This window comes from Acinetobacter sp. TUM15071, from assembly GCF_008980925.1.
Taxonomy (GTDB): Bacteria; Pseudomonadota; Gammaproteobacteria; order Pseudomonadales; family Moraxellaceae; genus Acinetobacter; species Acinetobacter dispersus.
Genome location: NZ_BKGB01000017.1, coordinates 1 through 25,337, shown reverse-complemented (window position 1 = coordinate 25,337; position 25,337 = coordinate 1). Strand labels below are relative to the sequence as shown.

Here is a 25,337-nt window from a genome sequence, read left to right as displayed (position 1 = left end):
CTATGCGCATGTTACATACGATGCTACGAGTAGGTAATTTAGAACAATCTTTAAAGTTCTACACTGAGGTACTTGGTATGAAATTGCTACGCCAACGTGATTATGAAGAAGGGCGTTTTACATTGGCTTTTGTTGGCTATGGTGATGAGAAAAACAACACCGTGCTTGAGCTTACCCATAACTGGGACACAACCAGCTATGAGCTCGGCAATGCCTATGGTCACATTGCGATTGGTGTTGATGATGCTTATAAAGCATGTGAAGACATCAAGGCACGTGGCGGTAAAGTTGTACGTGAAGCAGGTCCAATGAAGGGTGGGGTCACGGTGATTGCTTTTGTTGAAGATCCAGATGGTTATAAAGTTGAACTTATTCAACAAGATCAGGATGCTTATAATAATTAGTCTTTGGTCAAATAAGTCCAAGATTTCTTATCTAAAGCTCTAGCTTTATTTATATAGCCCAGTATGATGATTCGATCAAATGGTCAACAAGTCATGCTGGGCTTTATAGTTCTTAGAGAATAGATAGGGATAAGTTATGTTGAAATTATTGGCATTGGATCGCTTTACCATATTGTTGGTTACTATGGTAATACTGGCGACGTTTTTTCCAGTTTCGGGGCAAATTGCACATTATTTTAATATTCTAACCACCGTCGCAATCGCAGTACTTTTCTTCTTACATGGTGCGAAACTGTCACGTGAGGCGGTGCTTGAAGGAATGATGCATTGGAAAATGCATGCGTTGGTGTTTGCTTTTACTTTCGCAATTTTCCCTGTCATTGGGTTACTCGCTAGACCTGTTTTGGAACCTCTTTTAGGTCAGCCCTTGTATTGGGGTTTTCTGTTTATGTGTTTCTTGCCCTCAACAGTACAATCCTCAATTGCATTTACCTCTATGGCTAAGGGGAATGTAGCAGCTGCTGTCTGTAGTGCTTCTTTCTCAAATATCATTGGTATGTTTATTACCCCGATTTTGGTGAGTTATTTTATCTTAGGCCAAAGTCAGCATGGTTTTGATCCAACCAAATCGATTATCCAAATTACTTTATTGTTGCTTGTCCCATTTGTTCTTGGGCAATTATTCCGTCCTTATATTTTTCCATATATGGTCAAAGTCCCTAGTATCGTCAAAGCATTTGATCAGGGTTCGATCTTAATGGTGGTGTATGGTGCATTTAGTAGTGCTGTAGTTGCAGGTCTGTGGCATCAAGTCAGCGGATTAACCTTGTTGTATTTAGTGCTTGCGTGTTCAGTGCTATTAACCATTGTTATGCTGCTTGCCTTGTATGTACCAAAATGGTTGGGCTTTAATCAGGCTGATCAGGTGACGATCTTTTTCTGTAGTTCAAAGAAAACACTGGCGAGTGGGGTACCCATGGCCCAAATTCTATTTATTGGGCAACCTTTGGGTATGATTGTGTTGCCAATCATGATTTTTCATCAAATTCAGTTAATGGTATGTGGTGTGATTGCGAATCATTGGGCAAAATCAAAGCAGGAATAGTTCGCAAAATTTAATTTTTGGCGTATAATGCTCGCCACTTGTTGGCTTTGCTCTGACCGTTAGAGTCTCGGTGAGTCAAAAGAAATGGTCTGTTGTGGTGTTGATCTGCAAGTGTGTGAACACTTTGCTTTCCTCGTTTTGAGAGTGATCAATTGCGATAACAGCTTAAGCCTTTCTTACTAAATAGGAGCATCGAGCATGCGCGCCGATATTCACCCTAAATACGAAAACTTAGTTGCTACTTGTTCATGTGGTAACGTAATCGAAACTAAATCTGCTCTTGGTAAAGAAACAATTTACCTTGACGTATGTTCAGCTTGCCACCCATTCTACACTGGTAAACAAAAGAATGTGGACACTGGCGGCCGTATCGACAAATTCAAACAACGTTTCTCTGGTATGTCACGTTCTATCAAACGTTAATATCAAGAAAGAAAAAAACGGGCAATATGCCCGTTTTTTTTATGCCTGTAAGTTATTCTATTGAGGAACTTGCAGCAGTTCCTCAATATTGAGAAGGCGTTATTGATCTTGTACATCCGTTAAGCGATCAAGTTTTTTCTGGAAATAGTTACCTTGTAGGTAGCGAGCCTCTACATTCCATGCATTTGCAAATAGATTCATGTCATTGAGCTCCATCAAGAAAATTTCCACTGGCTTTTGACCAATAAAGTGCAGGATTTTCTCTTGTAATGTTGCCATGTCTTTATCTGAGCTTAGCATCTTGGTCAGTTTGCTATGCAAGCTCAAATACTGAACATCAATTTGTTGTAGCATGGTGTCGCTATATAAGGAATCACCAAAGCCACGAATCGAGATTTCTGCACCGTGTTGGCGGAGTAAGGCAATTTGTGGCTGGGCTTGAGATAAGTTCTGTTGAAGTGCCTGTTCTGAGAACTGTAAAATCAATGGGTGGGCTTGTTTACTGCCAATAATAGTCAGTAACTTGGCAACCAATTCAGGCAACTTCTTATCATTCAACAGCACATGATGGTTGAGGTTTACAATCAGCTTGGCTTTTGGATATTGAGTAATAAAGTTGTGTAATTGCTTGCAAGCTTCTACAAGTATCCAGCGATCAAGTTGAATGGATAACTCAGGATCATCTTTCAGATCGCCAAGATCACTTAAATCCTGCCATTGATTATCAAAGATGAAGCCACCAGAAACTTCATAAGTATGGGTGTGTTGATCTTGCTTATCATAGAGTTGTTGATATTTAAGATGAATATCACCTGTATCAAGTTTCTGTTTCAGCCCTTGTAATAAAGTTAATTGAACTGCTGTTGGAATATGTTCTGTGGTGAGACCAATATCCGCATCAATTTTTGGCGTATTAAAGACTGGCAATCCTTCCGCAAATGCTTTACTGAGAATTTGTTCAAAGCGTGCTTCATCTGGAATTGCTTGTGCAAGCTCACAATGGCCCAGCTTAAGATGCAAGGGAAAGGTGTGTTGGGCTGTCGATAAGAGTTGTGGCTTTTGCAAGCTATTTAAGCCAATCAGAAGCGAGTTTAATACGTTCTTAGATTCAGCTTGAAATAAAGCAACATATATCGCGCTATCAACCTGATAAACAGGGACATTCACTTGTTCTTTAATAAAGTTCTGAATATTGGAAAAATACGCTTTTGTTCCGCGCCAGTCTGTTTGGAAGACTTCATTTGGGCAGCTACTCAGACTGAATAGTACGACTGCATTGGCATTGGCAGGGTGATTGGTCAATTGCCGATTAATCTGCTGTAACGCTGTATTTAAATTTGATACTTTTTCAGAAGTAACAGCTGCAGCTGGTGTCGCAGCTATAGCTTGAAAGGGGATGCCGCATTCGATATTCAGTTGAATTTCTTCTTCATTGCCTGAAGGTAAAAACTCAAGATGTAAGGGATTATTTTTTACTGTTGGATTCTGGGTGCGGAGCTCAAAGCTACCATGCTCGAATTGCCCTTGAGAAATCTTTTTAAATCGAAGTTTAAATTGACTTAGATCTTCAGGTTGTAACACGTCCAGAATAGGCAGACCAATCAGCTCATCTTCATTGCTGAAACCAAAGAGATTGGCATATTCAGCATTCACATTGATATGAATACCTTCCTGTAAAATGGCAACAGCTTTATGACTCTCTGCAACCAAAGACTGTGCTTGAGACTGTGCTGCTTCCAATTCGTTTAATAAACGATGTTCAGCTTGTACTAGGCGGCTATAGGAAAGCGCACGGACGATGCTGATGTAGAATTTTTCTGGAGATTTAAGGTTTAATACATCATAGATACCTTTATGAATATAGGTCTGATATTGATCAGCATTATAGTCATCTGGTTCTAACAGTAGTACAGGTAGGCTCGGCTGTGATGATGCCTGAATCAAAGAAAGTGTTTGTTCAATTTTTAGGTCATAAGCACGACCAAAAATAACAATATCCCATGGTAAATTCAGCTGTTTCTCAAATGTTTTAAGATCATCCAGCAATGTCGCTTGAATTTGATGGTCTTGTGCCGTAAAAATTGCTGCAATTTGATTATAACGTAATTGGTTATCATCAATAATCAGTAAACGGGTTTCCGTCCGTTTGAGTTTCTTAGAGAGTAAAGAATTTCTCACTTTAATGCTTCCCATAAATCTTGATCAATTGTGTCCATATTTTTTTGTGCCATATATTTTTGAAGAACAGGGAGTTCCTCATCATTTAGCAGTTCAAACTCAAATTGAACAAAACTCTGGGTAATTAATTGTGCGTTTAATAAATACACTTTGACTTCCTCTTTCCCCAATCTTAAATGAACAGCTTGGTGTTCTCTAAAAATTTGTGAACCTGGTAAAATTAAGGTTGTTTTTGTTTCATCCAAATTTTGGTTTTTTAATAAAAGTGTTGGATGATAGTTGCTGATATGTCGATCTGCCTGTATACGAACCGCGCAAGGGAAAATTTCCTGTGCTAATACTTCTAAACCAAGTTCTAAACTTTTCTCGCTCGATTGTTTGAGCCAACGGATTACCCCTCCACGCCAGTGCCCATGTGATGTTTCTTTGACTAAAATGTATTCGCCTGTTCTTAGGTTTTTCGGTGCTTCTCCTGACCATTTAATACGATAACCGTTCACACTGATATCGAGTATATCTGCTTGGTAAACGGCTTTGCTTTCACGGCTCAAGCGCTGAATGGCTGATTCCTGATTGTCTGAAGTACTTTTTTTATCCCAAGCTGACATAAACTTTGATTCGTTTTGCAGACCATAACCATGATCTAACAATAACGTTTCGGAAAAGTTTTTAGCTTTAGATAAATAGAAGTGAGCGGTCAGCAGACCAAAGCAGATATGCAGTTGCGCTGAATATTCATAACGCTCATGTCGACGTTCTGCAGTTGTACCTAAGATGGTTTGCACATGAAACTTAAGTGCTGGTGTTAAATAGATTTTTTCATTCTTAGAAATGTATTCAGCATTTTTATGTAGCGTTGCTGTGACATGATCCAACAAACTATGTGTGCTGATAAAGATGTTTGGGTTGAAGCCAGAACTTTGCTTTTTATTATAAATCGGTGGATGGTCTTTGCTGGTATCAACTACATATTTGGTCAGGTCGGTTTCCTTCGCCAAAATTTGAACCATTTTTGCCCAGTCAAAACTACACTGAAACAGAGCCTGTATTTCAGATTGACGAATTTGATTGGTATTAAAAATATCCATCAAGATCAGTTGAGCATAGGCCTGCGTAATATTGGTAATCGAACTTGGTTTGCCCTGAGACTGATCTAAGTTGGTATGCTGATATTTATGTGTCACTGCTGCATCATAGAGCTGATGAGCAATTAACCATTGTCCAGCAACTGGTTCGCTATACAACATATGTTGCTGATAGAGAAGTTGGGTTAATTGCTGTAGCGATTGAAAGGTGGCTAAGGTTCTCGCCGTTTGCAGGTTTTTCTTTTGATTCAGCGCGAAAATAGAAAACTTTTGCTGATCAAGCTGATCATTACTGCGACGCACAATATTGATATAGATTGCTGCGAAGTAGCAACGCAATAACATTGCCAGTTCAATGATATGTTCATTACGATCTGAGCTAATCACACCCTGATTAAAAAAGTTCTTTTCTAGGCTACCTAAAACATTTTCAATAGTCGGATGCAGAACCTGAACCAAGTCAAAACGTAAAGTTTCCGAACATTCTAATTCACTCAGCTCTAACAGAGCTGCAAACAGTGCTTTGGAGGTATCACCCAACTGCATAATGGATAGATTTGAAATCCATTCATTGAGACTTTTAGAATTGGTATCACAAAAGCTAAGTTTGTCCCGTCTTAAGACTGTTGGAATTTGGAAAATATCCGAAAAAGCATTATTCATCATTGTGTTATCAATCTCAGAATGTTTGAACCCCAAAAAGCGGTGTTTTATTTTTTTCGCCCGCAATTTCCCTGACGAGTTTCGGGACGAGATATCCTGGTAAACTCGCTAATACATCACTGTATATCTGATCTATCTCTGAAGATCTTAAATCAAAATGCTGAGCACCTTTAACTTTATCCAAAACATGAAGGTAATAGGGCATTACTCGTGCTTCAAATAAACGGCTACTCAATGCATTTAAAGTTTCTGCAGAATCATTCACACCTTTGAGCAAAACTGCCTGATTAAGAACGGTTATATGCTGGAATGATAACTGTAGCAACTTCGAGCAAGTGAAATCATCGAGTTCAGCTGCGTGGTTTGAGTGTACCACTACTACAATACGTAGCCTACTGTTTTTTAATATAGAAATCAGCTCTTCATCAATACGATTCGGGATCACAATAGGAACCCGTGAATGAATTCTCAATATCTTAATCTGAGGGAGAGATGCGACTCGTTCTAGCCACAATGAAATTTTTCGATTGTTTAGCGTAAGGGGGTCACCACCACTCAAAATCACTTCATTGATTTGTGGATTTTGCTCAATATACTGTTTGATATTTAACCAATCGTCATTTTTAGGAAGATTTTCCTGATACGGGAAATGACGACGGAAACAGTAGCGACAGTGAATTGCACATGCACCCGTTAAGGTCAACAAAAAACGTGATTGATATTTATGTAGAACTCCCGCCATTTGATTTGCGGCTTCTTCACCTAAAGGATCTGTCACAAACTCAGGATGTTCTTCCAGTTCGAGATGATGGGGTAAGACTTGCAGTAGCAGAGGGTCAAGCGGATCGCCAACGGTCATTTTTCCGACGAATGCACGTGGGACGCGCAATTTAAACTGTTCAGAGGCGAGGATTGCCCCTGATAATAGTTGATCGGTAGATAACTCAAGCAGATTTAACAGCTCTAAAGGATCAGTAATTAGGTCACTGAGTTGTGATTGCCAGTTTTGCTCTTGATGTAAATAGTTTATCATGCCATACGTAAAAATAGTGTTAGCCGCAGCTGTGTGCCTAGTCTAGCATTGGGGCTTGTTTAACGTTCATATATGAATTGCGTTATCGGTTAAAATTTAATCATGCGAGGCGTGAAACGTAGGGAATGGCTATTCCCTTGCCAAGTTTCATAACGAAGTATGAGGAAATTTTAGCCATAACCCTACGGGACAGGGATATTTTTTGTAGCTACTGCGTTATGTATGGTTCATTTAGAATAACTAAATTTCACCATCCATGCCTTGTATCGTCGAAAAAATCTCCTCTGTCGCAACCAAATATGAATGTTAAACAAGCCCATAAGATTTGATTTTTAAGTTTGGAGTGCGCCTTTCATGGCCTATTATTCTACAAATGATTTTAAAGCAGGCCTTAAGGTTATGCTTGATGGCAACCCATGTTCAATCATGGAAAATGAATATGTAAAACCAGGTAAAGGTCAAGCGTTTAACCGTGTGAAATTACGTAACCTTCGTTCTGGTAAAGTATTAGAAAAAACATTCAAATCAGGTGATTCTTTAGAAGCAGCTGATATTGTAGAAGTTGAAATGGATTACCTTTACAACGATGGCGAAATGTGGAACTTCATGGATCCTGTATCTTTCGAGCAAATCGCTGCTGATAAAACAGCAATGGGCGATGCTGCGAAATGGTTAAAGGACGATTCAAATGAAAAATGTACGATCATGTTATTCAATGGCGTACCTTTGAACGTAAATCCACCAAACTTTGTTGTGTTGAAAATTATTGAAACTGATCCAGGTGTACGTGGTGATACTTCTGGCGGTGGCGGTAAGCCAGCGAAGCTTGAAACAGGTGCAGTTGTACGTGTTCCATTATTCGTACAGCAAGAAGAAAGCGTTCGTGTAGACACACGTACTGGTGACTACCTAGAACGTGCATAATTGTGAATGAGTAGCCAAGCTACTCAAGATATACAATTATCGAAGGGATGATTAAACAATCATCCCTTTTTTTATGCCAAAGTATTAGATAAATAATTGAAGCTAGAAGGTAAACTTACAAAGATATTTCTTCTACAGAAAATATGGAAAGGGAAATCTAATAGGGCTTGCTGACATTTTTTGTTGCCACTACATTATCTTGCGTAGCTGTAATCGCTACTCATTATTTAGAATAGCTAAATTGCATAAGACATGCTTTATGTCTTCTAAAAATGTTCTCTGTCGCAATGATAGCTATAGCTCGTAAAGTGAAATGTCAACAGACCCTAACCACGCATTATGTATTTGAGAGGTTTTGAATGGAGACAACACAAGCAAAGTCAACACTTCCCTCGAAACTCCTTTGGAGTTTGGTTGCCATCGTTGGGGCAATTTCATTTGGGATCTTGGCGGTTAGTCGTGGTGAGCATGTTAATGCGGTCTGGTTAGTTCTTGCCGCAGTCTGTGTATATAGCATTGCATATCGGTTCTATAGTTTATTTATTGCAAACAAAGTTTTTGAATTAAATCCTAAACGGTTAACCCCAGCTCATCGTCTCGCAGATGGTCTGGATTATGTTCCTACCAATAAATTCGTTTTATTCGGTCATCACTTTGCAGCTATTGCAGGTGCAGGGCCTTTAGTCGGTCCAATTCTCGCAGCGCAAATGGGTTACTTACCTGGCACCATCTGGCTTTTAGTCGGTGTGGTGATTGCAGGTGCTGTACAAGATTTTCTGGTTTTATTTATCTCCACACGTCGTGATGGTCGCTCTTTAGGCGAAATGGCAAAACAAGAACTCGGTACTTTTGCAGGTGTGATTGTGATGCTAGGTACGCTAGGGGTGATGATCATTATCCTTGCTGTGCTGGCTTTGGTCGTCGTAAAAGCATTGGCGCATAGCCCATGGGGTGTGTTCAGTATTGCTGCAACCATTCCAATCGCCTTATTCATGGGCGTGTATATGCGCTATCTACGCCCAGGGAAAATTGCAGAAGTATCAATCATTGGTTTTGTATTGATGATGGCGGCAATTGTGTATGGTGGGGATGTTGCAAAAGATCCATATTGGGGGCAGTTATTTACCCTCAGTGGTACTCAATTGACATGGGCCTTAATTATTTATGGTTTTATCGCCTCTGTTTTACCGGTTTGGTTGTTATTAGCACCACGTGACTACTTATCAACCTTCCTTAAAATTGGTGTGATTGCAGGCTTGGCGATCGGGATTATCTTTGCGATGCCTGATTTGAAAATGCCAGCAGTGACCCATTTTGTTGATGGTACAGGCCCTGTATTTGCGGGTAGTTTATTTCCTTTCCTGTTTATTACCATTGCCTGTGGTGCAATTTCAGGTTTCCATGCCTTGGTTGCATCAGGTACAACACCTAAATTGGTCGATAACGAAGTCAATATTCGTATGATCGGTTATGGTGGTATGTTGATGGAATCTTTCGTCGGCATCATGGCAATGATCTGTGCGACAGTACTCGATCCAGGCATTTACTTTGCAATTAATGCACCAGCAGCAGTTTTAGGGACCTCGGTAGAGACCGCCGCAGAAGCAGTGCGAAATCTTGGTTTCGTGGTGAGTCCAGAAATGTTGACTTTACTGGCTCAGGAAGTCGGTGAGAGTTCAATCTTATCTCGTACAGGTGGTGCGCCTACATTTGCAATTGGTATGGCACATATCATTTCAGAGATTTTCAATAACCGCTCAATGATGGCATTTTGGTATCACTTTGCGATTTTGTTTGAAGCATTATTTATTCTAACTGCGGTTGATGCGGGTACACGTGCTTGTCGTTTCATGGTGCAGGATACAGTCGGTATCGTGGTTCCAGCGATTAAACAATCGAGTTCATTCTTTGGGAACTTGGTTGGGACCTTTGTCGCGGTGGCAGGTTGGGGCTTCTTCGTTTACCAAGGTGTGGTTGACCCACTTGGTGGGATTAACTCATTGTGGCCGTTATTTGGTATTGGTAACCAGATTCTTGCCTCGATGGCCTTGATCTTAGGTACAGTCATTCTATTCAAGATGAAGAAAGAGAAGTATGTTTGGGTCACCATTATCCCGACGATTTTCTTATTTATTACCTCAATGACAGCAGGTTGGCAAAAGATTTTCCATGAAAATCCAAAAATTGGCTTCCTTGCACAAGCGAATCGTTTCTCGGATGCAATTGCGCGTGGTGAGGTGCTTGCACCAGCCAAAACCGTTGCTGAAATGCAAACGATTGTGATGTCAAATCAGATCAATGCTGCACTGTGTGGCTTCTTTATGATTGTTGCGATTGTGATGATCATTGCTTCGATTGGTATTGTACGCAGAGCATTGGCGAGCCCTACACCAACAGTAAACGAGGCACCAGCAGTTTATTCAGAAACCCCGATGACTGCGAATAGCATCAAAGGAGAGTAGCGATGGATTTTAAAATTGCTCGACAAGGCAGCGCAGTGATTGTGAAGATTATTAAATTCACCATCATGTCGCAAAAACATTTACTTTTATCACCCAAGAATTGGTCACGGATTGCTGTGTTATGGCAACGTTTGCAGCAGAGTTTTCGTTTGATGGTCGGTGTGCCTGACTACGAAACCTATGTGCAGCATATGAAAGCGCATCATCCAGATTTAACTCCGATGGATGCAAAGACATTTTATCGTCATTGTATCGATGCACGTTATCCTTCAGCGGGTGGTAATATGAAAAAATGCCCTTGCTAGAAATCAATTGATTTCGTTGAAAAAAAACCAAAACAGTGTATGTTGAAACATGCACTGTTTTATTTTGGGGATAAAATTATGTGGGGCATGGATCAAGCTTCAGTTCAAGACAAAAAACGACAAAACCAAGCGTTAGAACAAGATATTAAAAGCTTTGGTCAAAAGATTGAGCAATTTTTAATTGAAGTCAATCAGCTCATTTTAGATAAGCCGCAACAAACCAAACTGGCACTGACCTGTTTGCTGGCAGGTGGTCATGTATTGTTTGAAGACTTACCTGGACTCGGTAAAACAACCTTAGCCAGTGCCTTGGCGCGTTTGGCAGGATTACATTTTCAGCGCATTCAATTTACCAATGATATGTTGGCCAGTGATGTGATTGGTATCAATATTTTTAATCAGAAAGAACATGTATTTGAATTTAAGCAAGGTCCTGTTTTTACCCAAATCCTCCTCGCAGATGAAATTAACCGCTGTAGTCCCAAAACTCAAAGTGCTTTGTTGGAAGCGATGGAAGAAGGGGCTGTTACAGTAGATGGCGTGCATTATGAATTGCCACAACCTTTTTGGGTGCTGGCGACGCAAAACCCACTCTTTCAAAGTGGAACTTATGCATTGCCAGAGTCTCAATTAGACCGCTTTTTGATGCGATTGTCATTGGGTTATCCATCTCGTCAAGCAGAAAAATTACTGTTACAACAAAGCTCACGCCAAGTCCTGATTCATCAATTAGATGCTGTGTTTAACCAAGCCGATATTTTGCATTTACGTGAATTGGCCAAACAGATATTCATCAGTGACGCCGTACTTAATTATATTTTAGATTTAGCTGCTGAAACACGTAAGCAACGCCATGGCCTGTCTACACGTGGAGTATTGGCACTGAAAGCCGCAGCACAAGCCTATGCGTTGGTTGAAGGGCGTAGCTTCGTGACCACGGATGATGTACAAACGGTATTTGTGGCTGTAGTTGCACATCGTTTAAGTTTGGGTGAGATGGAGGTAAAACAGCTGTTGCAGTCAGTTGATGCATTGTAGGTGAGTACAGACTATGCAAACTGGACTTAAACAACAGGTCAAGCAATGGATCGCAAAACGTTTCCAAATGGATCGCAGTAAAATCCTGCGACAAAAAGACGTTTTGGTTTTTATCTATAAACAAGGTTTTTTATATCTGGTCCTGATTCTAATTACCTTTATTGCTGGAATTAACTATGCCAATAATCTGATTTTAGGATTTTGCTTTCTAATCAGTGCCATTCTTTGCATTAGTTTTTATCTGACCTTTAAGCAATTACATGATTTACAAATTGATATTGTGCTGCCTGAAGTCGGACAAGTCGATCAAGCAATCATTTTAAAGCTGCTATTTAAACAATCTGTTCGTTCTGCACGTTATCTAAGGATACAGTGGCAAACTCAAGAGCAATTGGTTTTTATCGATCAGACACAACATAGTGTTGAGCTTGCAGTTATGCCTGACAAACGTGGGCTCTATGAATTCGGTGCCGTTAAAATTTATTCTACTTATCCATTAGGATTAGTCCGCGCATGGACTTATTTATATCCAAAACATAAAGTCTGGGTTGCCCCAATGGGCTATGATTGGCAGAAAGAGCATAAAAATAAGCCGACTTCTGCCCAAGATAGCTTAGATGAGTTTAAAGAGTTACGTGGCTTTCAACATGGTGATTCTTATCAAAATGTGGCATGGAAACAGGTCGCACGTGGGCAGGGATTTCTGATCAAAATGTTTGAAGCTCAGGCCAATCACCAGCATCTGGAAATTGACTATCAGCAGATCCCAGCTCAAAGCCATGAAGATAAATTAAGCTTTATGATGGGTTTGGTCGAGCAATGTGAACAGTTAGGTGATGATTATGCACTTATTTTGCCGCATGCACGCTTGGAAAGTGGGCAGGGACTATCTCAGTTAATTAAGGCCAAACTTTTATTGGCGCAGGCATAATGATGACTAAACAAATCTATTTCTGTGTTTTAGCTGTCTTGGCTTTGGTATTACTTGGGCAAACCGCTTTTGCACCTGCTGCTTTAACGGGATTATGGGCGGTGGTTTGGCTTTTATTGGTTCGTAGATATCGTAAACAAAGCTGGGTGCCTTTTCCTAAATGGTTTTTGGTGTTTTTTATTCTATTGTCCTTGGGTATTGTTTATATCAATTATCAAACCATCCTCGGAGTAGAAGCGGGCGTCGCCTTTTTAAGTACCTGTTTATTTGCCAAATGCTTAGAAGCTAAAAACACCCGTGATTTATTGATTGTCTTTAATTTTGCTCTATTTGTCAGTGCCAGCCTATTATTACATAGTCAAGCTTTTTGGGTGGCATTGATTGTATTTACAGCCTTTGTGATGTGTTTGCTTGGTTTGTATCGGATACAGACGGGGTTGTTTAATCGAACGAAACTATCATCAAACCAACTTAAACAAGATGTGAAGCAAATTTTTAAATTTGTAGGCATTGCAATTCCTTTCTTTCTCATCTTATTTATTTTCTTTCCTCGATTGCCACCGCTTTGGGCGGTTCCAATTCAGAAGGATCAGGCTACAACAGGAATCAGTGACCGGATGTCGCCTGGAGATATCGCGCAATTATCGCAATCTTCAGCATTGGCTTTTCGGGTGGTGGCAGATATGTCGCAGTTTCCAAGCAGACCAGAATTGTATTGGAGAGCTTTGGTTTTAGATCAATATGATGGAACCACATGGACCAGCAGTTTTTTCAATCAGCAAATTAAAAATGTACGGTCAACTCCAAGGAGCGTGCCTTATCAATATTTAGCAGCAGATGAGCAAGCCAATTGGATCATGGGTTTGGAATATTCGATTCCGCAAGAACGTTATTTGCAGTTGTATCAAGATAATAGTATTCGCCCATCTAAGCTGATCAAGCGCAATGTACCCATACAGATGTTGTGGTTGGGGCGCATGTCGGCAGAGCCTATTTTGTTGTCAGCACGTCAACTTGAGTTAAATCTTAATTTTGATGAGGGGCGGGATCTTAAAGCGCAGCAATTGGCGCATGAGTTGTTTGAAAAAAGTCAAAAGCAACCTGAACAATATCTACAATCAGTGCTGTCATGGTACCGAAAAAATGGTTTTGTATACACTTTGACGCCTGGGACTTTAGGTGGTGATCGTATAGATCAATTCTTGTTTTCCAGCCGAAAAGGTTTTTGTGAGCATTATGCATCTAGTTTTGTCATGTTAATGCGTTATGCAGGTATTCCTGCACGAGTGGTAACAGGTTATCAAGGTGGTCAACTGGCGCCTGATGGGCAAAGTTGGGAGGTTCGTCAACTGGATGCGCACGCTTGGAGTGAGGTCTATCTAGATGGAAAATGGAAAAGAATTGACCCAACTGCCATGATTGCACCGCAACGAATTGATACGGGTATGCAGGATTATTTGGCAGAAGATCAAACTGTATGGGGAGATGAAAGTAAAGCTTGGCGTTTGCAACAATTTAAATTTCTAAAAAATATGCGGATTTGGAGTGATTATTTAAGTTATCAATGGCAAAGCAAAGTAGTTGGTTATGATGCAGAAAAACAGAAGAACTGGTTATCTCGCTTAGGACTAGATTCAAGTTATGCATATGCGATTGTGCTGATTGTTGGTGTATTCGCTATTTTGCTGGTATATGTGGGTATCTATTGGTGGAAGCAAACAAGGCAGCAACACAGCTATCAAAAAGCTATATTCAAATTTCAAAAGAAACTGCCCAAAAATCTGCAAAAGCAACCTGCAGAAACTTTTCAAGTGTGGATGCAGCGTTTGGCATCGCAAGTTGAAGACATACAGGTATTTGAACAAGCGATTGTGTTATATCAACAAATTGTTTTTTTAGAGCAGCAGAATAGCGTAAATACTCAAGATTTTAAGTGCTTGCTTAAAGACTGCGCAATTGCACTGAAACAATCTCAAAAAAACTTGTGAAGCGCAGAAAAAATGAATATGATGCTTCTCATTCTAGGTGTATAGCTCAGTTGGTTAGAGCGCTACGTTGACATCGTAGAGGTCTCCAGTTCGAGTCTGGATATACCTACCAAGATATTAAAGTCATATAACTTTTTATAAAGTTACATGAACTCCAAAGCCCTGAATTATATAGATTCAGGGCTTTTTTTTAGCTTTTTATAGCGGTATATAAAGTTACATACCACTGTCCACCTTGTATCATGTGGTGTATCATTGGTTGGAGCTTAACTCATGATACAAAAAACAAATGAAACGAGATGCTATTAAAAAAAGACCCTTGTCCGATACAACTTTGGCAAATTTAGAACCTGAAGACAAAGATTATCGTGAACGTGATACGGGTGCATTGTATTTTGTAGTGCAAAAGACAGGGAAGAAGTCTTGGCAGTTACGTTATAAAAATGAAAAAGGTACTTGGTCATGGAAAGGGATTGGTGGATATCCAAGTGTTAGTGGTGCAGCAGCAAGACGTAAAGCAATTGAGTTATCTGAGAAGATATCTAATGGTGAAGTTTTAGAAACAAGAAAGTATCTCAAACAGAAGCAACAAGGGATTGAGGGGAAAAAGTTTAGTAAGCTAATGAATGAATGGTTAGATACTCGAAAATCCGCATGGGGTGAAACAACTTTTGATAAAGCACAAAAATCTATTAATCGTCATATCATCCCTAAATTTGGTGAACGTGATTTTACTGAAATTACCCCTAAAGAATGGTTTGATTTTTTTCAAGGTTTGCAGCGTGAATTAAACATCCACACCCAAGTTGAAAAATTAACCTCTTATTGCCGTAATACTTATGATTGGGCGAAATTCCAATCAAAGATCAACTTTAACCCAATTGATGGGATAACCAAACATTTAGATAAAAATGAAAGTGGGAATATGAAGTTTGTCGAAATAAATGAATTCCCTCAATTAATTAAAGATATACGTAATCACCATCAACGTAAATTGGCAATTGGTTTGGAACTAATGGCTCTATTATTCCCACGCCCTGTAGAGTTACGTTTCGCGACTTGGGGGCAATTTAATTTTGAAAAGGCAATTTGGATTAAACCTGCTGAAATTATGAAAAAAGGTATTGCTCATGTTGTACCGTTACCTAAACAAGCCATCACATTATTAAAAGAGTTAGAACAATACCAAACAGAATCTGAGTTATTGTTTGCAGGTCGTAATAGCCTAAGTCAGCCTATATCGGACAATACCTTTAATATGGCATTAAATCGTATGGGTTATAAAGGGCGACAAAACCCACATGGTTTTAGACATATTGCAAGTACCGCATTGAACAATCAATTTAGTGATAAAGAGCAAGTGGTTGAAGCTTGTTTAGCCCATATGAAAAAGGGTGTAAAGGGTGCCTATGATAAAGGATCACACCTTGAAGAACGTGCTGGAATGATGCAATGGTGGGCAGACTACATAGATGATTTAGTAAAAGGAAAATAGCCTAAGTAAAATATTCTAAAATTTTGAAGAACGACTATGTACGGTAATAACTTAAGTTGATTTTGATTTATCAGATAAAGTAACAATCATATCTCGAACAAGTTTTTTATGTGCAGGAGATAGTGCTATAAAAGCTTCAAATACTTCTTTGTCTCTATAACCGATGTCCTGCTGCCAACGGGCTTCACGTTGAGCAATAGCTTTTTGGATATCTTTTTCAAAAGCAAGTTCTTCTGGTGGTACGTCTAGCCATTTTGCAAGCGTAAGAAGTTTGTCACCTGATGGGATAGATTCCCCGATGAGCCATTTGCGGACACCATGTAAGGTCATAGGTCTGCCTGAATAGTTCAAATTGAACTCTCTTTCTAAAACTGAAGCTTTAGCTTCGTAACCTTTGGCTTGCATAGCTTTTATTAAACGATTTGCAAATAAGGTTTTTTCATCATCATTTTTCATTACCTCAAAATAATTAGCTTAACTAATAGTTACGTAACATTTGATTTTAATTACGTAAATTATTAAACTTTAGTTACGTTAATTGATTAACTTTTTAAATTTAATCTCACGGTGTGAAGTGATTTATTAAGTGAGTAGGTGAAGAAATATGACTATTAGTAGTGGGGAAATTATGATTAAAAACATGTTGTATTGCAGTGTGATGGTGTCATCCTTATATTTTGTAATGGGATGTAGTGAATCTAAAAATACGCAAGCTGTAGGAGCTCAAACGGCACAAGCTGAAGCAGAAGAAGCTGTTGCTTCTGCTGAAGATGTTGTTGGTGTTTTAGCTGATGCGAGTACTAAAGCAGATGAAGGTGCTGCTATAGAGAGTGGTGATTCTAATATTGCAAGTGATGAGGGATATACAGATGAGGGTAGCGTAAATCCTATTAAACAACTATTAGAAGGGGAGCCTGTCGAGGTATCGTATAGTCCTAATCAATTTATGACGCAAATGTATGAAAGACCAGTATATGATATTGTCATCCAAGCAAAAACGGATCAAGTCACTGTAAATGACATCATAATTAATCGTGGTAATAATTGTCATATAACTAAATATGATCGTGATAAGAAGTTACCAGCTAATTTATCTTTTGGTCGTATGATTAAATTATCTATTGGTTGTGAGCCTAATTATGTTAGGGAAGTTGAAGTTAAAACCAATTATGGTAATTATAAGTTTGGTAGTATAAGAAATTAAAATACTTTTTGGGATGTATAGAGGCTTATCATATGATAAGTCTTTTTTATTTTTAATAACGGTTAGATGTTTAAGCTAATAGTATGGAACTTGACTTTTTATAAAGTTTATGTAATACTAAATACTAGTTATTAATGTTAACTATGTTAACTATGTTAACTATACATTTGTTCAAATTTTGAAAAGAAAATAAATATAATAATATTGCTTCATTCATAGTGGTAATCAATCTTTATGCCAAACACTTTAAGCTGTAGCTTATTGTGGGTTTTTTATGTTTGAATTTTAGTATTAGTAAAAATAATTAAATTATACGTGAGGAATAGAATGAAAAAAACAAATAAATTTCATATTGACTGGTTAGATGTTCTTGTAAATATTACACATGATCCGAAAAAAGTATCTAATGGATTGACCTTATATTTAAATGAAGATTTTGATTATGATAAAGGACAGAAATCCTATCGTGCAAAATGTATAGAATCAGAGAATAAGCATATATTACAAGTTAAATCTACCGATAATAAATTAAAAATTAGTGGTAATTTTTATAAATGGTTGAACGGTCAAAATGTTGAAGGTTGTGATAGTGTTCGTGATTTAGTCATTGAGGTGCTTCTAAAACTTGAAGAAATGAGTGTTATTCAGCCAACAATTGATCAGTATGAAATAATTCGTCAAGGGAAGTTTAGAATATATAAAATTCATGTTAAGCAAGATATAATTTTTAATAATAAAAATCTAGCATTAACTTATTTAGAGAAAATAAAAATGGGTGGCTATTATCCTAATAGGAAAAAAACTATTTACCAAAATGGAGTTTATTATGGTCAAAATTCTAAAAGATGGGTATTGGGGTTTTACCACAAGGGCAAAGAGATAGATCAAGCAAGGAAGAATAGGTGTATCTTAACATCTGAGCAAAAGGAACTTGCGGATAAGATGATTCGATCTGAAATTAAGATTAATCCGCTACAGCTTAAAGATTGGGATCTGAGATTTGGTTGGCAATGGTTTGATATAGGTAATTTGGATACAATTTTCAAACGGCGTTTAGATAAATTGCAGTTACCAGATTTTAGTAGAGTAATCGAGCTAGATAAAATAACTAACAACGCAGATAAGAAGTTTTATTTCAGTTTGAAAAATGGGAATGAGAAAATTTTCTACTGTAGAAGTAGTATTCATCGTATGAGAAAAAAGTTCATGAAAGAGTATAATATCGATATAGATAGTATTTATAATAATCAATTGGGGAATAATGTATGAAAAAATTAAGATTAACAAAAAAAGAAGTATGTGAAGCTTTATCAATTACAGCAAGTAGATTAGATAAAATGATGCAAGAAGATAGCTCATTTCCCAAAAAATACAAAGATGGAACGGCTAGGCAGGCCGCCGTGTATTTTGACCGTCAGGAGATAATTGATTGGTGGAATAGTAAAAAAGCTGCAAATGATCAAAACGCTATGTTAGTGGCATAAGGTTTTTACCATTCTTGATATAGAATTATTTATTAATTAGCCTAAGCAGTTTATTTTTGATCATTAAGATGACAAACATAATTTACAATTTCATTCGTATGAATGCTAAATTGACTATTTGAAGGAATATAAAAAAATTCACCTGAGCTATAGATGTGTACCTCAGGTGCATTGCCAATTTGAACTGTACATTGCCCTGAGATTATTTCAATACGTTCAGCTAAATGTGTCTTAAAGGTCAAAGGTTCTTCTGAAGGAAGTATAACCCCTAAGGTCTTTTTAGTGCCATCTTTTAAAACAAGCATATGACTTATGGATGCGCCACCAAAATGCACATACGCTTTCTTTTTAATAGACACATCATCAAATTGTTCAAGCACTTTTGATCCTCTAAGTTTTTGTGCTGCTTGGGTTACATCTTAATAAATTGATCTAACTAAACTCAATAATTTTTTTAAATGAAAAGACACTTTATCTTTTATTGGTATTCCTAAAATACTGATCTAGTACAATGGGCACAGATCAATAAAGCAAATCAATATAGTCCACCTAAAGGTGTAAAATTAACAATTACGGTAGTAAAGTAATATGGATAAAAAAATCTTTAACACAGATGATTTTTCTTTCAAGACTAGTAGTATTAAAGCCAATCAATTTGTCTTGGCAATTAATACATTGTCAGGAAAACGCAGCTTCATTCTTGATAAGAATGGTAAAGAGTACTTACTTGAAGGAAATATTGATAATGTACAGATAGGAAAGGCATTGGTTGATTGTCTTTCAGTAAGCCGTAGGGTCTCGCCTGTTGATGACGTAGATTTATTTGATTACAAGCAAGGGGCTGAACGTTACAAAAGTTGGATTGGGAAATTACAGGATTTTGTTGGGTTTAAAAGTAAAGAAAAGTTATTTCGCCCTATGTATTCTTTAACGGTAATTGAACAAAATGGGACTATCTTTATTCAACCATCACGGCAAGGAAAACCTGAAGCTTGGGATGGGGAGGGTATAGAAGAGTCTGATGAGGTGCAAATTTCAAGTACATCTAGTCACGAAGAAATAGGCAAAGCTGTGCGATTGGCTTTAGCAAAATGTAAGTCTGTATTTGAAAAATAATTTTAACAATCATGAGCCTCATGTAATTTTTTGAGTGGAGTTTATAGTTTTATCTGAACTTTAAGTTTCAAAGCTTCTGTTTTTACCTCTATTGTAGAAACTTCTGGATATCAAATTAATTTTATTAGATTAGTTTATGAATATTAGCTAGATCTATCTCATTAGGTGGTGGTATCTAGCTGACTCAATATAATATTTATTTTAAAACCCTATATACTGTAGCTACACCACATCCAACAGCTTTAGCTATTTCTTCTTTTGTTAGTCCTTTTACATTCAACTCTTTGATTCTTGCATGTTTAATGATATCTGCTTTTTTACCAGAAGGTTTATAACCTTTCCGTTCTAGTCCTTGTTTAATACGTTCTCTACGTTTGTCATTGTCTAATCTAGCCATAGTAGCCAACAAATCTATTAGCATGTTATTAACCAGATTAAGGATAGAACTGGTGATGGTATCAGTTGAGCTAATAAGCATGTGCGTAGTAGGAAGATCTGCTACTACTAATTTTAATCCTTTTTCTTTTATACGTCCTTTCAAAATCTCAAAATCAGGTTGAGTTAGTCTAGATAAGCGATCCACGCTTTCAACTAACAGAGTGTCACCATGATTTGACTCATCTAATAAGCGATTTAAAACGGCGCGGTTAAGCTTCGTTCCAGACTCATTTTCTATGTATTCTTTAATATCAATTTGAAGGTTTTCAGCAAACTTTCTTAAATCGTCTAATGCTCTTTCAGCATCTTGATCTTTAGTACTAGCCCTTACATAAATTCTAGCAGTCATTTCTTATTTAACTATATTCGTTTAAGTATTATGATAATACTATCATTTAATTAATTTTTAAACTCTATTGATAGTTTTTTTATCATTTAATTTTTTTGTCTTTTAGGTATAGTGCTATGAGAAGAAAGCAGCTAGGCGACCTATTAGTGTAATCTGTAGAAAAATCAATAATAAAGTTCTAAACTAATTTTTTTTATATTCAATTAGAAATTTATGAAGCTTTTAAAATATGTATTAAGTAGTTTTATCTTTTTGTCTGCATGTAGCAGTTCTGATCCTATCGATAGCGATGTGAAGACGGAGGAGCAGAGTATAGAGAATGTTGAACAATCCTCTCAGAATTCTGCAACTGCTAAAGAAATAGCAATCCCAATGCAAAAGAGTGGTTATGATGGTAAGTATTTTTTAGTAAGCGATGAAAAGAAGAAGTATAAGCATATAGTTGTTTATCGTAGCGTTTGGGTGGATGAAACTGTTTTTTCTAAAGATGAGATTGATTGTAAAACAAGAAAATATAGAAGTTTAGGTGAGGGTAAAAATAGTCTAGATGACTTAACGATGTATCAAGAAAAAAGTAAGTGGGTGGATATTACTGAAGGGGGAAGCAGCGAGGATATCGTTGATTTTATTTGCTCTCGAAGAGAATAAATATTTAAGAAAATTACTTCCATATACAGATATGGGCTCAAATCAGAAGCTGTGGATAGAAGGATTGAATATTTATAGAGCAGATAGCATACGCCTTTGCCTATTAATATAAGTTTTTTAAGTTCAATCTGTATTATTTTCTACTTATAAGTACAATAGCAAATTAGGGATAGTAATAGTTTTAATTTTGGGGATGTTATGTCATCTTTTTTCCAGTTAATAGATACATTTAGAACAATAGCAAAAACAGAACGAGAGAAAGGTACATATTTTGAACAGCTTTGTATCCAATACTTTAAGTATGAGGCTTACTATGCTGACTTATTTACTAATGTGCAAACGTATACGGATTGGGCGATTGAGCAGGGATTAAAAGGTACTGATACAGGTATTGATTTAGTTGCTACAACAAATGATGGAGAGTTTTATGCAATCCAATGCAAACTCTACGCAGAAAATTATAGATTGCAAAAAACAGATATCGATAGTTTTTTTACAGCAGCAAGTAAGAAATACTTTGCTCATCGTATTATTGTAAGTACAACACGTAATTGGTCTGTAAACGCCTTAGATGCCTTGGATAATCAAGACCCTCCAGTTATTAAAATTGATTTATTTACCTTGGAAAATAGTCAAATTGATTGGTCAAAGTTTGCAGAAAAGAAGCAAGTAATTTTTAAACAAAAGAAAAGACTGAAAGATCATCAAAAAGCTGCTTTAACACAAGTCAAAATTGGCTTATATGAGCAAAAATTAGAGCGTGGCAAGCTGATCATGGCTTGTGGCACGGGAAAAACCTTTACTAGTTTAAAAATTGCAGAAGAGTGTGCAGGTAAAGGGAAGCGAGTTTTATTTTTAGTACCAAGCTTGTCGTTGCTTTCTCAGACATTGACGGAGTGGACACAAGAGTCCACAACACCGCTTCATAGTTTTGCTGTATGTTCCGATAGTGAAGTGGGGAAAAAGAAAGAAAAAAGTTCCATTATTGATCAAGTTACGACACTAGCACATGAACTCCAGTATCCAGCAACGACAGATGCAAAAAAATTACGAGAAAAAGTAGAACATTTGCATGATAGTGAACATATGACTGTTGTGTTCTCTACTTACCATTCCATTGCTACTATTAGTGACGCTCAAAATGATTATGGAATGGGAGAGTTTGATCTCATTATCTGTGATGAAGCACACAGAACAACTGGTGCAACACATGATAGTGAAAGTGATTCAAACTTTGTCAAAATTCATGATTCTGGTTTTATTCTTGGAAAAAAACGTCTTTATATGACTGCAACACCTCGTGTGTATTCTGATGATATAAAGAATAAAGCTGAGGATTTTACTTTATATTCAATGGACGAGCCTAAGTTATTTGGTGAAACCCTTTATACAATTAATTTTTCTGAAGCAGTCAAATTAGGTTTATTAGTTGATTATAAAGTTATTGTTTTAACTGTTGATTCAGACACGATTATTGAAAAAATTGGTAAGACCATTACGGACAGTAATGAAATCGTTGTAGATGATGCTGCTCGTATTATTGGATGTTGGAAAGCTTTATCTAAACAAGGAATACATGTTGATATTGCAGAAGATACAAGTCCTATGCAACGTGCTTTAGCATTTTGTCAGGTGATTGAACAAACTCAAAAAGCTCGTAAGCATCAAGTAAGTTCGAAGAATATTGCAGGTATTTTTCAACAAGTTGTCGAAGCGTATCAAGAAGCCGAAGCTAAGGAAGGAAATGAAATTTCGCACCATTTAGTTTGTGAAGCAGATCATGTTGATGGTGGAATGGGAGCTGATTTAAAAGAGCAAAAGCTAAATTGGCTTAAGGCTAGTCCTGAAAAGCAATTTGATTATGATGGCAATGAACGACCAGTTTGTCGTGTTTTAAGTAATGTGCGTTGTTTATCAGAGGGTGTAGATGTTCCTGCTCTTGACGCTGTTTTATTCTTAACGCCACGTAGTTCACAAGTAGATGTTGTTCAGTCTGTTGGTCGTGTGATGCGCTTAGCACCAAATAAAACCAAAGGCTATGTGATTTTACCTGTTGTAATTCCACCTGGTGTAGAGCCTAACAAAGCATTGGATGACAATCAAACTTATAAAGTCGTGTGGCAAGTTTTACAGGCTTTACGCTCTCATGATGATCGTTTTGATGCCATGATCAATAAGATGGATTTGACAGGTATTGATCGTTCTAAAATGGAAGTGATTGCGATCACTAATAAAGTTGTAAAGAAAGCTAAAAAACAAAGTGCTGGTCAAGGTGGAACAATTATTGGTAAAACACCAAGACCCAAAAAAGAACAAGAAGATGAACAAACGCAACAATCTTTTAGCTTTGAATCTACAGAAATAGAACGGGCAATCGTTGCTAAAGTTGTTCAAAAGGTAGGAAATAAACACCATTGGGAAGATTGGGCAAACGATATTGCACAAATTGCACAGACGCATATCAAGTTAATCACAGATATTTTAAAACGCCCCCAATGTGTTCATGAAAGAGACGTATTTCAGCAGTTTGCAAATGAATTACGTGATGATTTAAACAATGCTGTCAGTGATGAAGAAGTCATTGAAATGCTTGCTCAACATCTCATTACTAAACCAGTATTTGATGCTTTATTTGATGAATATAGTTTTGCTTCTAATAATCCTATGGCACTTGCAATGCAAAAGGTTTTAGATGTGTTAGATCAACATCAGATAGATAGTGAAACTCAATCATTACAACGTTTTTATGAGAGTGTGAAATTACGAGCTACTAATATTGATAGTGCAGAAGCTAAACAGAAAATTATCGTTGAGTTATATGATAAATTTTTCCGTAATGCTTTTCCGCGTATGACTGAACGTTTGGGTATCGTATATACACCTATTGAGGTTGTAGACTTCATTATTCACAGTGTAAATGATGTTTTGCAAAAAGAATTCGGTAAAAGTTTTGCGGATGACGGCGTTCATGTTATTGATCCATTTACTGGTACAGGAACATTTATTTCAAGATTATTGCAAAGTGGGGTAATTCCTTCTGATAAATTAGTTTATAAATACAAGAGTGAAATTCATGCAAATGAAATCGTGTTACTGGCTTATTATATTGCGGCAATTAATATTGAAGCTGTTTATCATAGCCAAATAATTGATGAATATTCTCCGTTTAGTGGAATATGTCTAACTGACACTTTTCAGATGTATGAAAAGGAAGATTTGGTAAGTAAAGTTTTAATTGATAATAGTGAGCGACGTAAACGCCAAAAATCTTTAGACATCCGCGTAATTATTGGAAATCCACCGTATTCAGCAGGACAGGATTCAGCAAATGATAACAATGCGAATCTAAAATATCCATATTTAGATGAAAGGATACGCTCGACTTATGCAGAAAACTCAAAAGCAATCAATAAAAATGCCTTATATGATTCTTATATTCGGGCAATTCGTTGGGCAAGTGATCGTATAAATCAACAGGGGGTTATTGGATTTGTTACTAATGCAGGTTGGATTGATGCAAATACTGCTGATGGTTTGAGAAAATGTTTAGTTGAAGAGTTTAGTTCTTTATACATTTTTCATTTAAGAGGTAATCAAAGGACTTCTGGAGAAAAGTCTCGTCAAGAAGGCGGGAAAATATTTGGTAGTGGTAGTCGTGCGCCTATTGCAATTTCAATTCTAGTTAAAACTCCTTATACAGAGAATAAAGGAAAAATTTATTTCCATGATATTGGAGATTATTTAACTCGTGAACAAAAATTAGAAAAAATTTCTGAATTTAAAAGTATTAATGGTATTGAAAGAGCTGTTGGCTGGAAAGAAATTATTCCAGATGAGTATCATGACTGGTTAAAGCAACGTGATGATAGTTTTAGTCAATATATTAGTATGGGAGATAAAAAAAATAAAACGTCGTTAACATTGTTTGAAAATTATTCTCGTGGTGCTGAAACTGGTAGAGATGCTTGGAATTATAATTTTTCAAAGAAAGAGTTGTCTTTAAATATAAAAAAGATGATTGATTTTTACAATATTCAAAGAAAAGGATTTATATCATCAAATAA

22 protein-coding genes and 1 tRNA gene are annotated in these 25,337 nt (G+C 37.1%); 17 read left to right on the top strand and 6 right to left on the bottom strand.

What is annotated here, in order from left to right; translation table 11 throughout:
* The first annotated feature begins 2 nt into the window (after positions 1 to 2).
* The 3 genes from gloA to rpmE all read left to right on the top strand — a co-directional run bounded on the left by gloA (position 3) and on the right by rpmE (position 1,932).
* The gene (gene gloA / locus GBI66_RS15135) at positions 3 to 404 is read left to right on the top strand and encodes a lactoylglutathione lyase (RefSeq protein ID WP_005213261.1); all 402 of its coding nucleotides are present in this window, start codon (positions 3 to 5) and stop codon (positions 402 to 404) included.
* A gap of 136 nt (positions 405 to 540) precedes the next feature.
* Entirely contained in the window at positions 541 to 1,509 is a 969-nt protein-coding gene (locus tag GBI66_RS15130) for a bile acid:sodium symporter family protein (protein ID WP_151716649.1), read from the top strand.
* Positions 1,510 to 1,707: 198 nt separating this feature from the next.
* Positions 1,708 to 1,932, top strand: coding sequence for a 50S ribosomal protein L31 (gene rpmE, locus GBI66_RS15125; protein WP_005145945.1), 225 nt, complete (start codon positions 1,708 to 1,710; stop codon positions 1,930 to 1,932).
* 99 nt (positions 1,933 to 2,031) lie between these two features.
* On the opposite strand, the gene GBI66_RS15120 is transcribed toward rpmE, so the two are convergent.
* Genes GBI66_RS15120 through epmB form a run of 3 tightly spaced genes read right to left on the bottom strand, consistent with a single transcriptional unit; the run spans position 2,032 to position 6,891 of the window.
* The gene (locus tag GBI66_RS15120; protein WP_151716648.1) at positions 2,032 to 4,125 is read right to left on the bottom strand and encodes an EAL domain-containing protein; all 2,094 of its coding nucleotides are present in this window, start codon (positions 4,123 to 4,125) and stop codon (positions 2,032 to 2,034) included.
* Entirely contained in the window at positions 4,107 to 5,861 is a 1,755-nt protein-coding gene (locus GBI66_RS15115; RefSeq protein ID WP_151716647.1) for a GTPase, read from the bottom strand. The genes GBI66_RS15120 and GBI66_RS15115 overlap by 19 nt, the downstream gene beginning before the upstream one ends.
* Positions 5,862 to 5,874: 13 nt before the next feature.
* A complete protein-coding gene (gene epmB, locus GBI66_RS15110) occupies positions 5,875 to 6,891 on the bottom strand; it encodes an EF-P beta-lysylation protein EpmB (protein ID WP_004808250.1) in 1,017 nt (338 codons plus the stop codon).
* Between the two features lie 354 nt (positions 6,892 to 7,245).
* Here epmB and efp point away from each other — a divergent pair, with 354 nt between their 5' ends.
* From efp to GBI66_RS15070, 8 genes are all read left to right on the top strand, one after another.
* Complete coding sequence (efp, locus tag GBI66_RS15105) at positions 7,246 to 7,815, top strand: elongation factor P (protein WP_004808248.1); 570 nt, start codon at positions 7,246 to 7,248, stop codon at positions 7,813 to 7,815.
* Between the two features lie 359 nt (positions 7,816 to 8,174).
* The gene (locus GBI66_RS15100; protein WP_151716646.1) at positions 8,175 to 10,277 is read left to right on the top strand and encodes a carbon starvation CstA family protein; all 2,103 of its coding nucleotides are present in this window, start codon (positions 8,175 to 8,177) and stop codon (positions 10,275 to 10,277) included.
* Positions 10,278 to 10,279: 2 nt separating this feature from the next.
* The gene (locus GBI66_RS15095) at positions 10,280 to 10,582 is read left to right on the top strand and encodes a YbdD/YjiX family protein (RefSeq protein WP_004770453.1); all 303 of its coding nucleotides are present in this window, start codon (positions 10,280 to 10,282) and stop codon (positions 10,580 to 10,582) included.
* A gap of 78 nt (positions 10,583 to 10,660) precedes the next feature.
* Positions 10,661 to 11,620: a MoxR family ATPase gene (locus tag GBI66_RS15090; RefSeq protein ID WP_151716645.1), complete on the top strand. Its 960-nt coding sequence runs from the start codon at positions 10,661 to 10,663 to the stop codon at positions 11,618 to 11,620.
* A gap of 13 nt (positions 11,621 to 11,633) precedes the next feature.
* Positions 11,634 to 12,551, top strand: coding sequence for a DUF58 domain-containing protein (locus GBI66_RS15085; protein ID WP_151716644.1), 918 nt, complete (start codon positions 11,634 to 11,636; stop codon positions 12,549 to 12,551).
* A gap of 2 nt (positions 12,552 to 12,553) precedes the next feature.
* Positions 12,554 to 14,539, top strand: a complete 1,986-nt coding sequence (locus GBI66_RS15080) for a DUF3488 and transglutaminase-like domain-containing protein (RefSeq protein WP_151716702.1) — start codon at positions 12,554 to 12,556, stop codon at positions 14,537 to 14,539.
* A gap of 35 nt (positions 14,540 to 14,574) precedes the next feature.
* Positions 14,575 to 14,651 (top strand) — tRNA-Val (locus GBI66_RS15075).
* 177 nt (positions 14,652 to 14,828) lie between these two features.
* Entirely contained in the window at positions 14,829 to 16,034 is a 1,206-nt protein-coding gene (locus GBI66_RS15070; protein ID WP_151716643.1) for a tyrosine-type recombinase/integrase, read from the top strand.
* Between the two features lie 51 nt (positions 16,035 to 16,085).
* Here GBI66_RS15070 and GBI66_RS15065 read toward each other — a convergent pair whose 3' ends face one another.
* Positions 16,086 to 16,490, bottom strand: a complete 405-nt coding sequence (locus GBI66_RS15065) for an XRE family transcriptional regulator (RefSeq protein ID WP_151716642.1) — start codon at positions 16,488 to 16,490, stop codon at positions 16,086 to 16,088.
* A gap of 148 nt (positions 16,491 to 16,638) precedes the next feature.
* On the opposite strand from GBI66_RS15065, the gene GBI66_RS15060 reads away from it, so the two are divergent.
* The 3 genes from GBI66_RS15060 to GBI66_RS15050 all read left to right on the top strand — a co-directional run bounded on the left by GBI66_RS15060 (position 16,639) and on the right by GBI66_RS15050 (position 18,722).
* A complete protein-coding gene (locus GBI66_RS15060) occupies positions 16,639 to 17,238 on the top strand; it encodes a hypothetical protein (RefSeq protein ID WP_151716641.1) in 600 nt (199 codons plus the stop codon).
* A 327-nt stretch (positions 17,239 to 17,565) separates the two neighbouring features.
* A complete protein-coding gene (locus GBI66_RS15055) occupies positions 17,566 to 18,507 on the top strand; it encodes a phage/plasmid replication protein, II/X family (protein WP_151716640.1) in 942 nt (313 codons plus the stop codon).
* Positions 18,504 to 18,722, top strand: a complete 219-nt coding sequence (locus GBI66_RS15050; RefSeq protein ID WP_151716639.1) for an AlpA family phage regulatory protein — start codon at positions 18,504 to 18,506, stop codon at positions 18,720 to 18,722. Before GBI66_RS15055 ends, GBI66_RS15050 begins: the two co-directional genes overlap by 4 nt.
* Before the next feature lie 50 nt (positions 18,723 to 18,772).
* On the opposite strand, the gene GBI66_RS15045 is transcribed toward GBI66_RS15050, so the two are convergent.
* Positions 18,773 to 19,102 carry a pyrimidine/purine nucleoside phosphorylase gene (locus tag GBI66_RS15045; protein WP_151716638.1) on the bottom strand — a complete coding sequence of 110 codons (330 nt, stop codon included), beginning with the start codon at positions 19,100 to 19,102 and terminating at the stop codon, positions 18,773 to 18,775.
* Between the two features lie 208 nt (positions 19,103 to 19,310).
* Here GBI66_RS15045 and GBI66_RS15040 point away from each other — a divergent pair, with 208 nt between their 5' ends.
* Entirely contained in the window at positions 19,311 to 19,838 is a 528-nt protein-coding gene (locus GBI66_RS15040) for a contact-dependent growth inhibition system immunity protein (protein WP_151716637.1), read from the top strand.
* Between the two features lie 196 nt (positions 19,839 to 20,034).
* Here the strand turns inward: GBI66_RS15040 and GBI66_RS15035 are convergent, their stop codons facing one another.
* Positions 20,035 to 20,625 carry a recombinase family protein gene (locus GBI66_RS15035; RefSeq protein WP_151716636.1) on the bottom strand — a complete coding sequence of 197 codons (591 nt, stop codon included), beginning with the start codon at positions 20,623 to 20,625 and terminating at the stop codon, positions 20,035 to 20,037.
* A gap of 213 nt (positions 20,626 to 20,838) precedes the next feature.
* Here GBI66_RS15035 and GBI66_RS15030 point away from each other — a divergent pair, with 213 nt between their 5' ends.
* Positions 20,839 to 21,273 (top strand): hypothetical protein, encoded by a 435-nt coding sequence (locus GBI66_RS15030; protein WP_151716635.1) that lies wholly within the window; start codon positions 20,839 to 20,841, stop codon positions 21,271 to 21,273.
* A 198-nt stretch (positions 21,274 to 21,471) separates the two neighbouring features.
* Positions 21,472 to 25,337 (top strand): DEAD/DEAH box helicase family protein (locus tag GBI66_RS15025; RefSeq protein ID WP_151716634.1); only part of this gene is annotated, 3,866 nt, incomplete at its 3' end.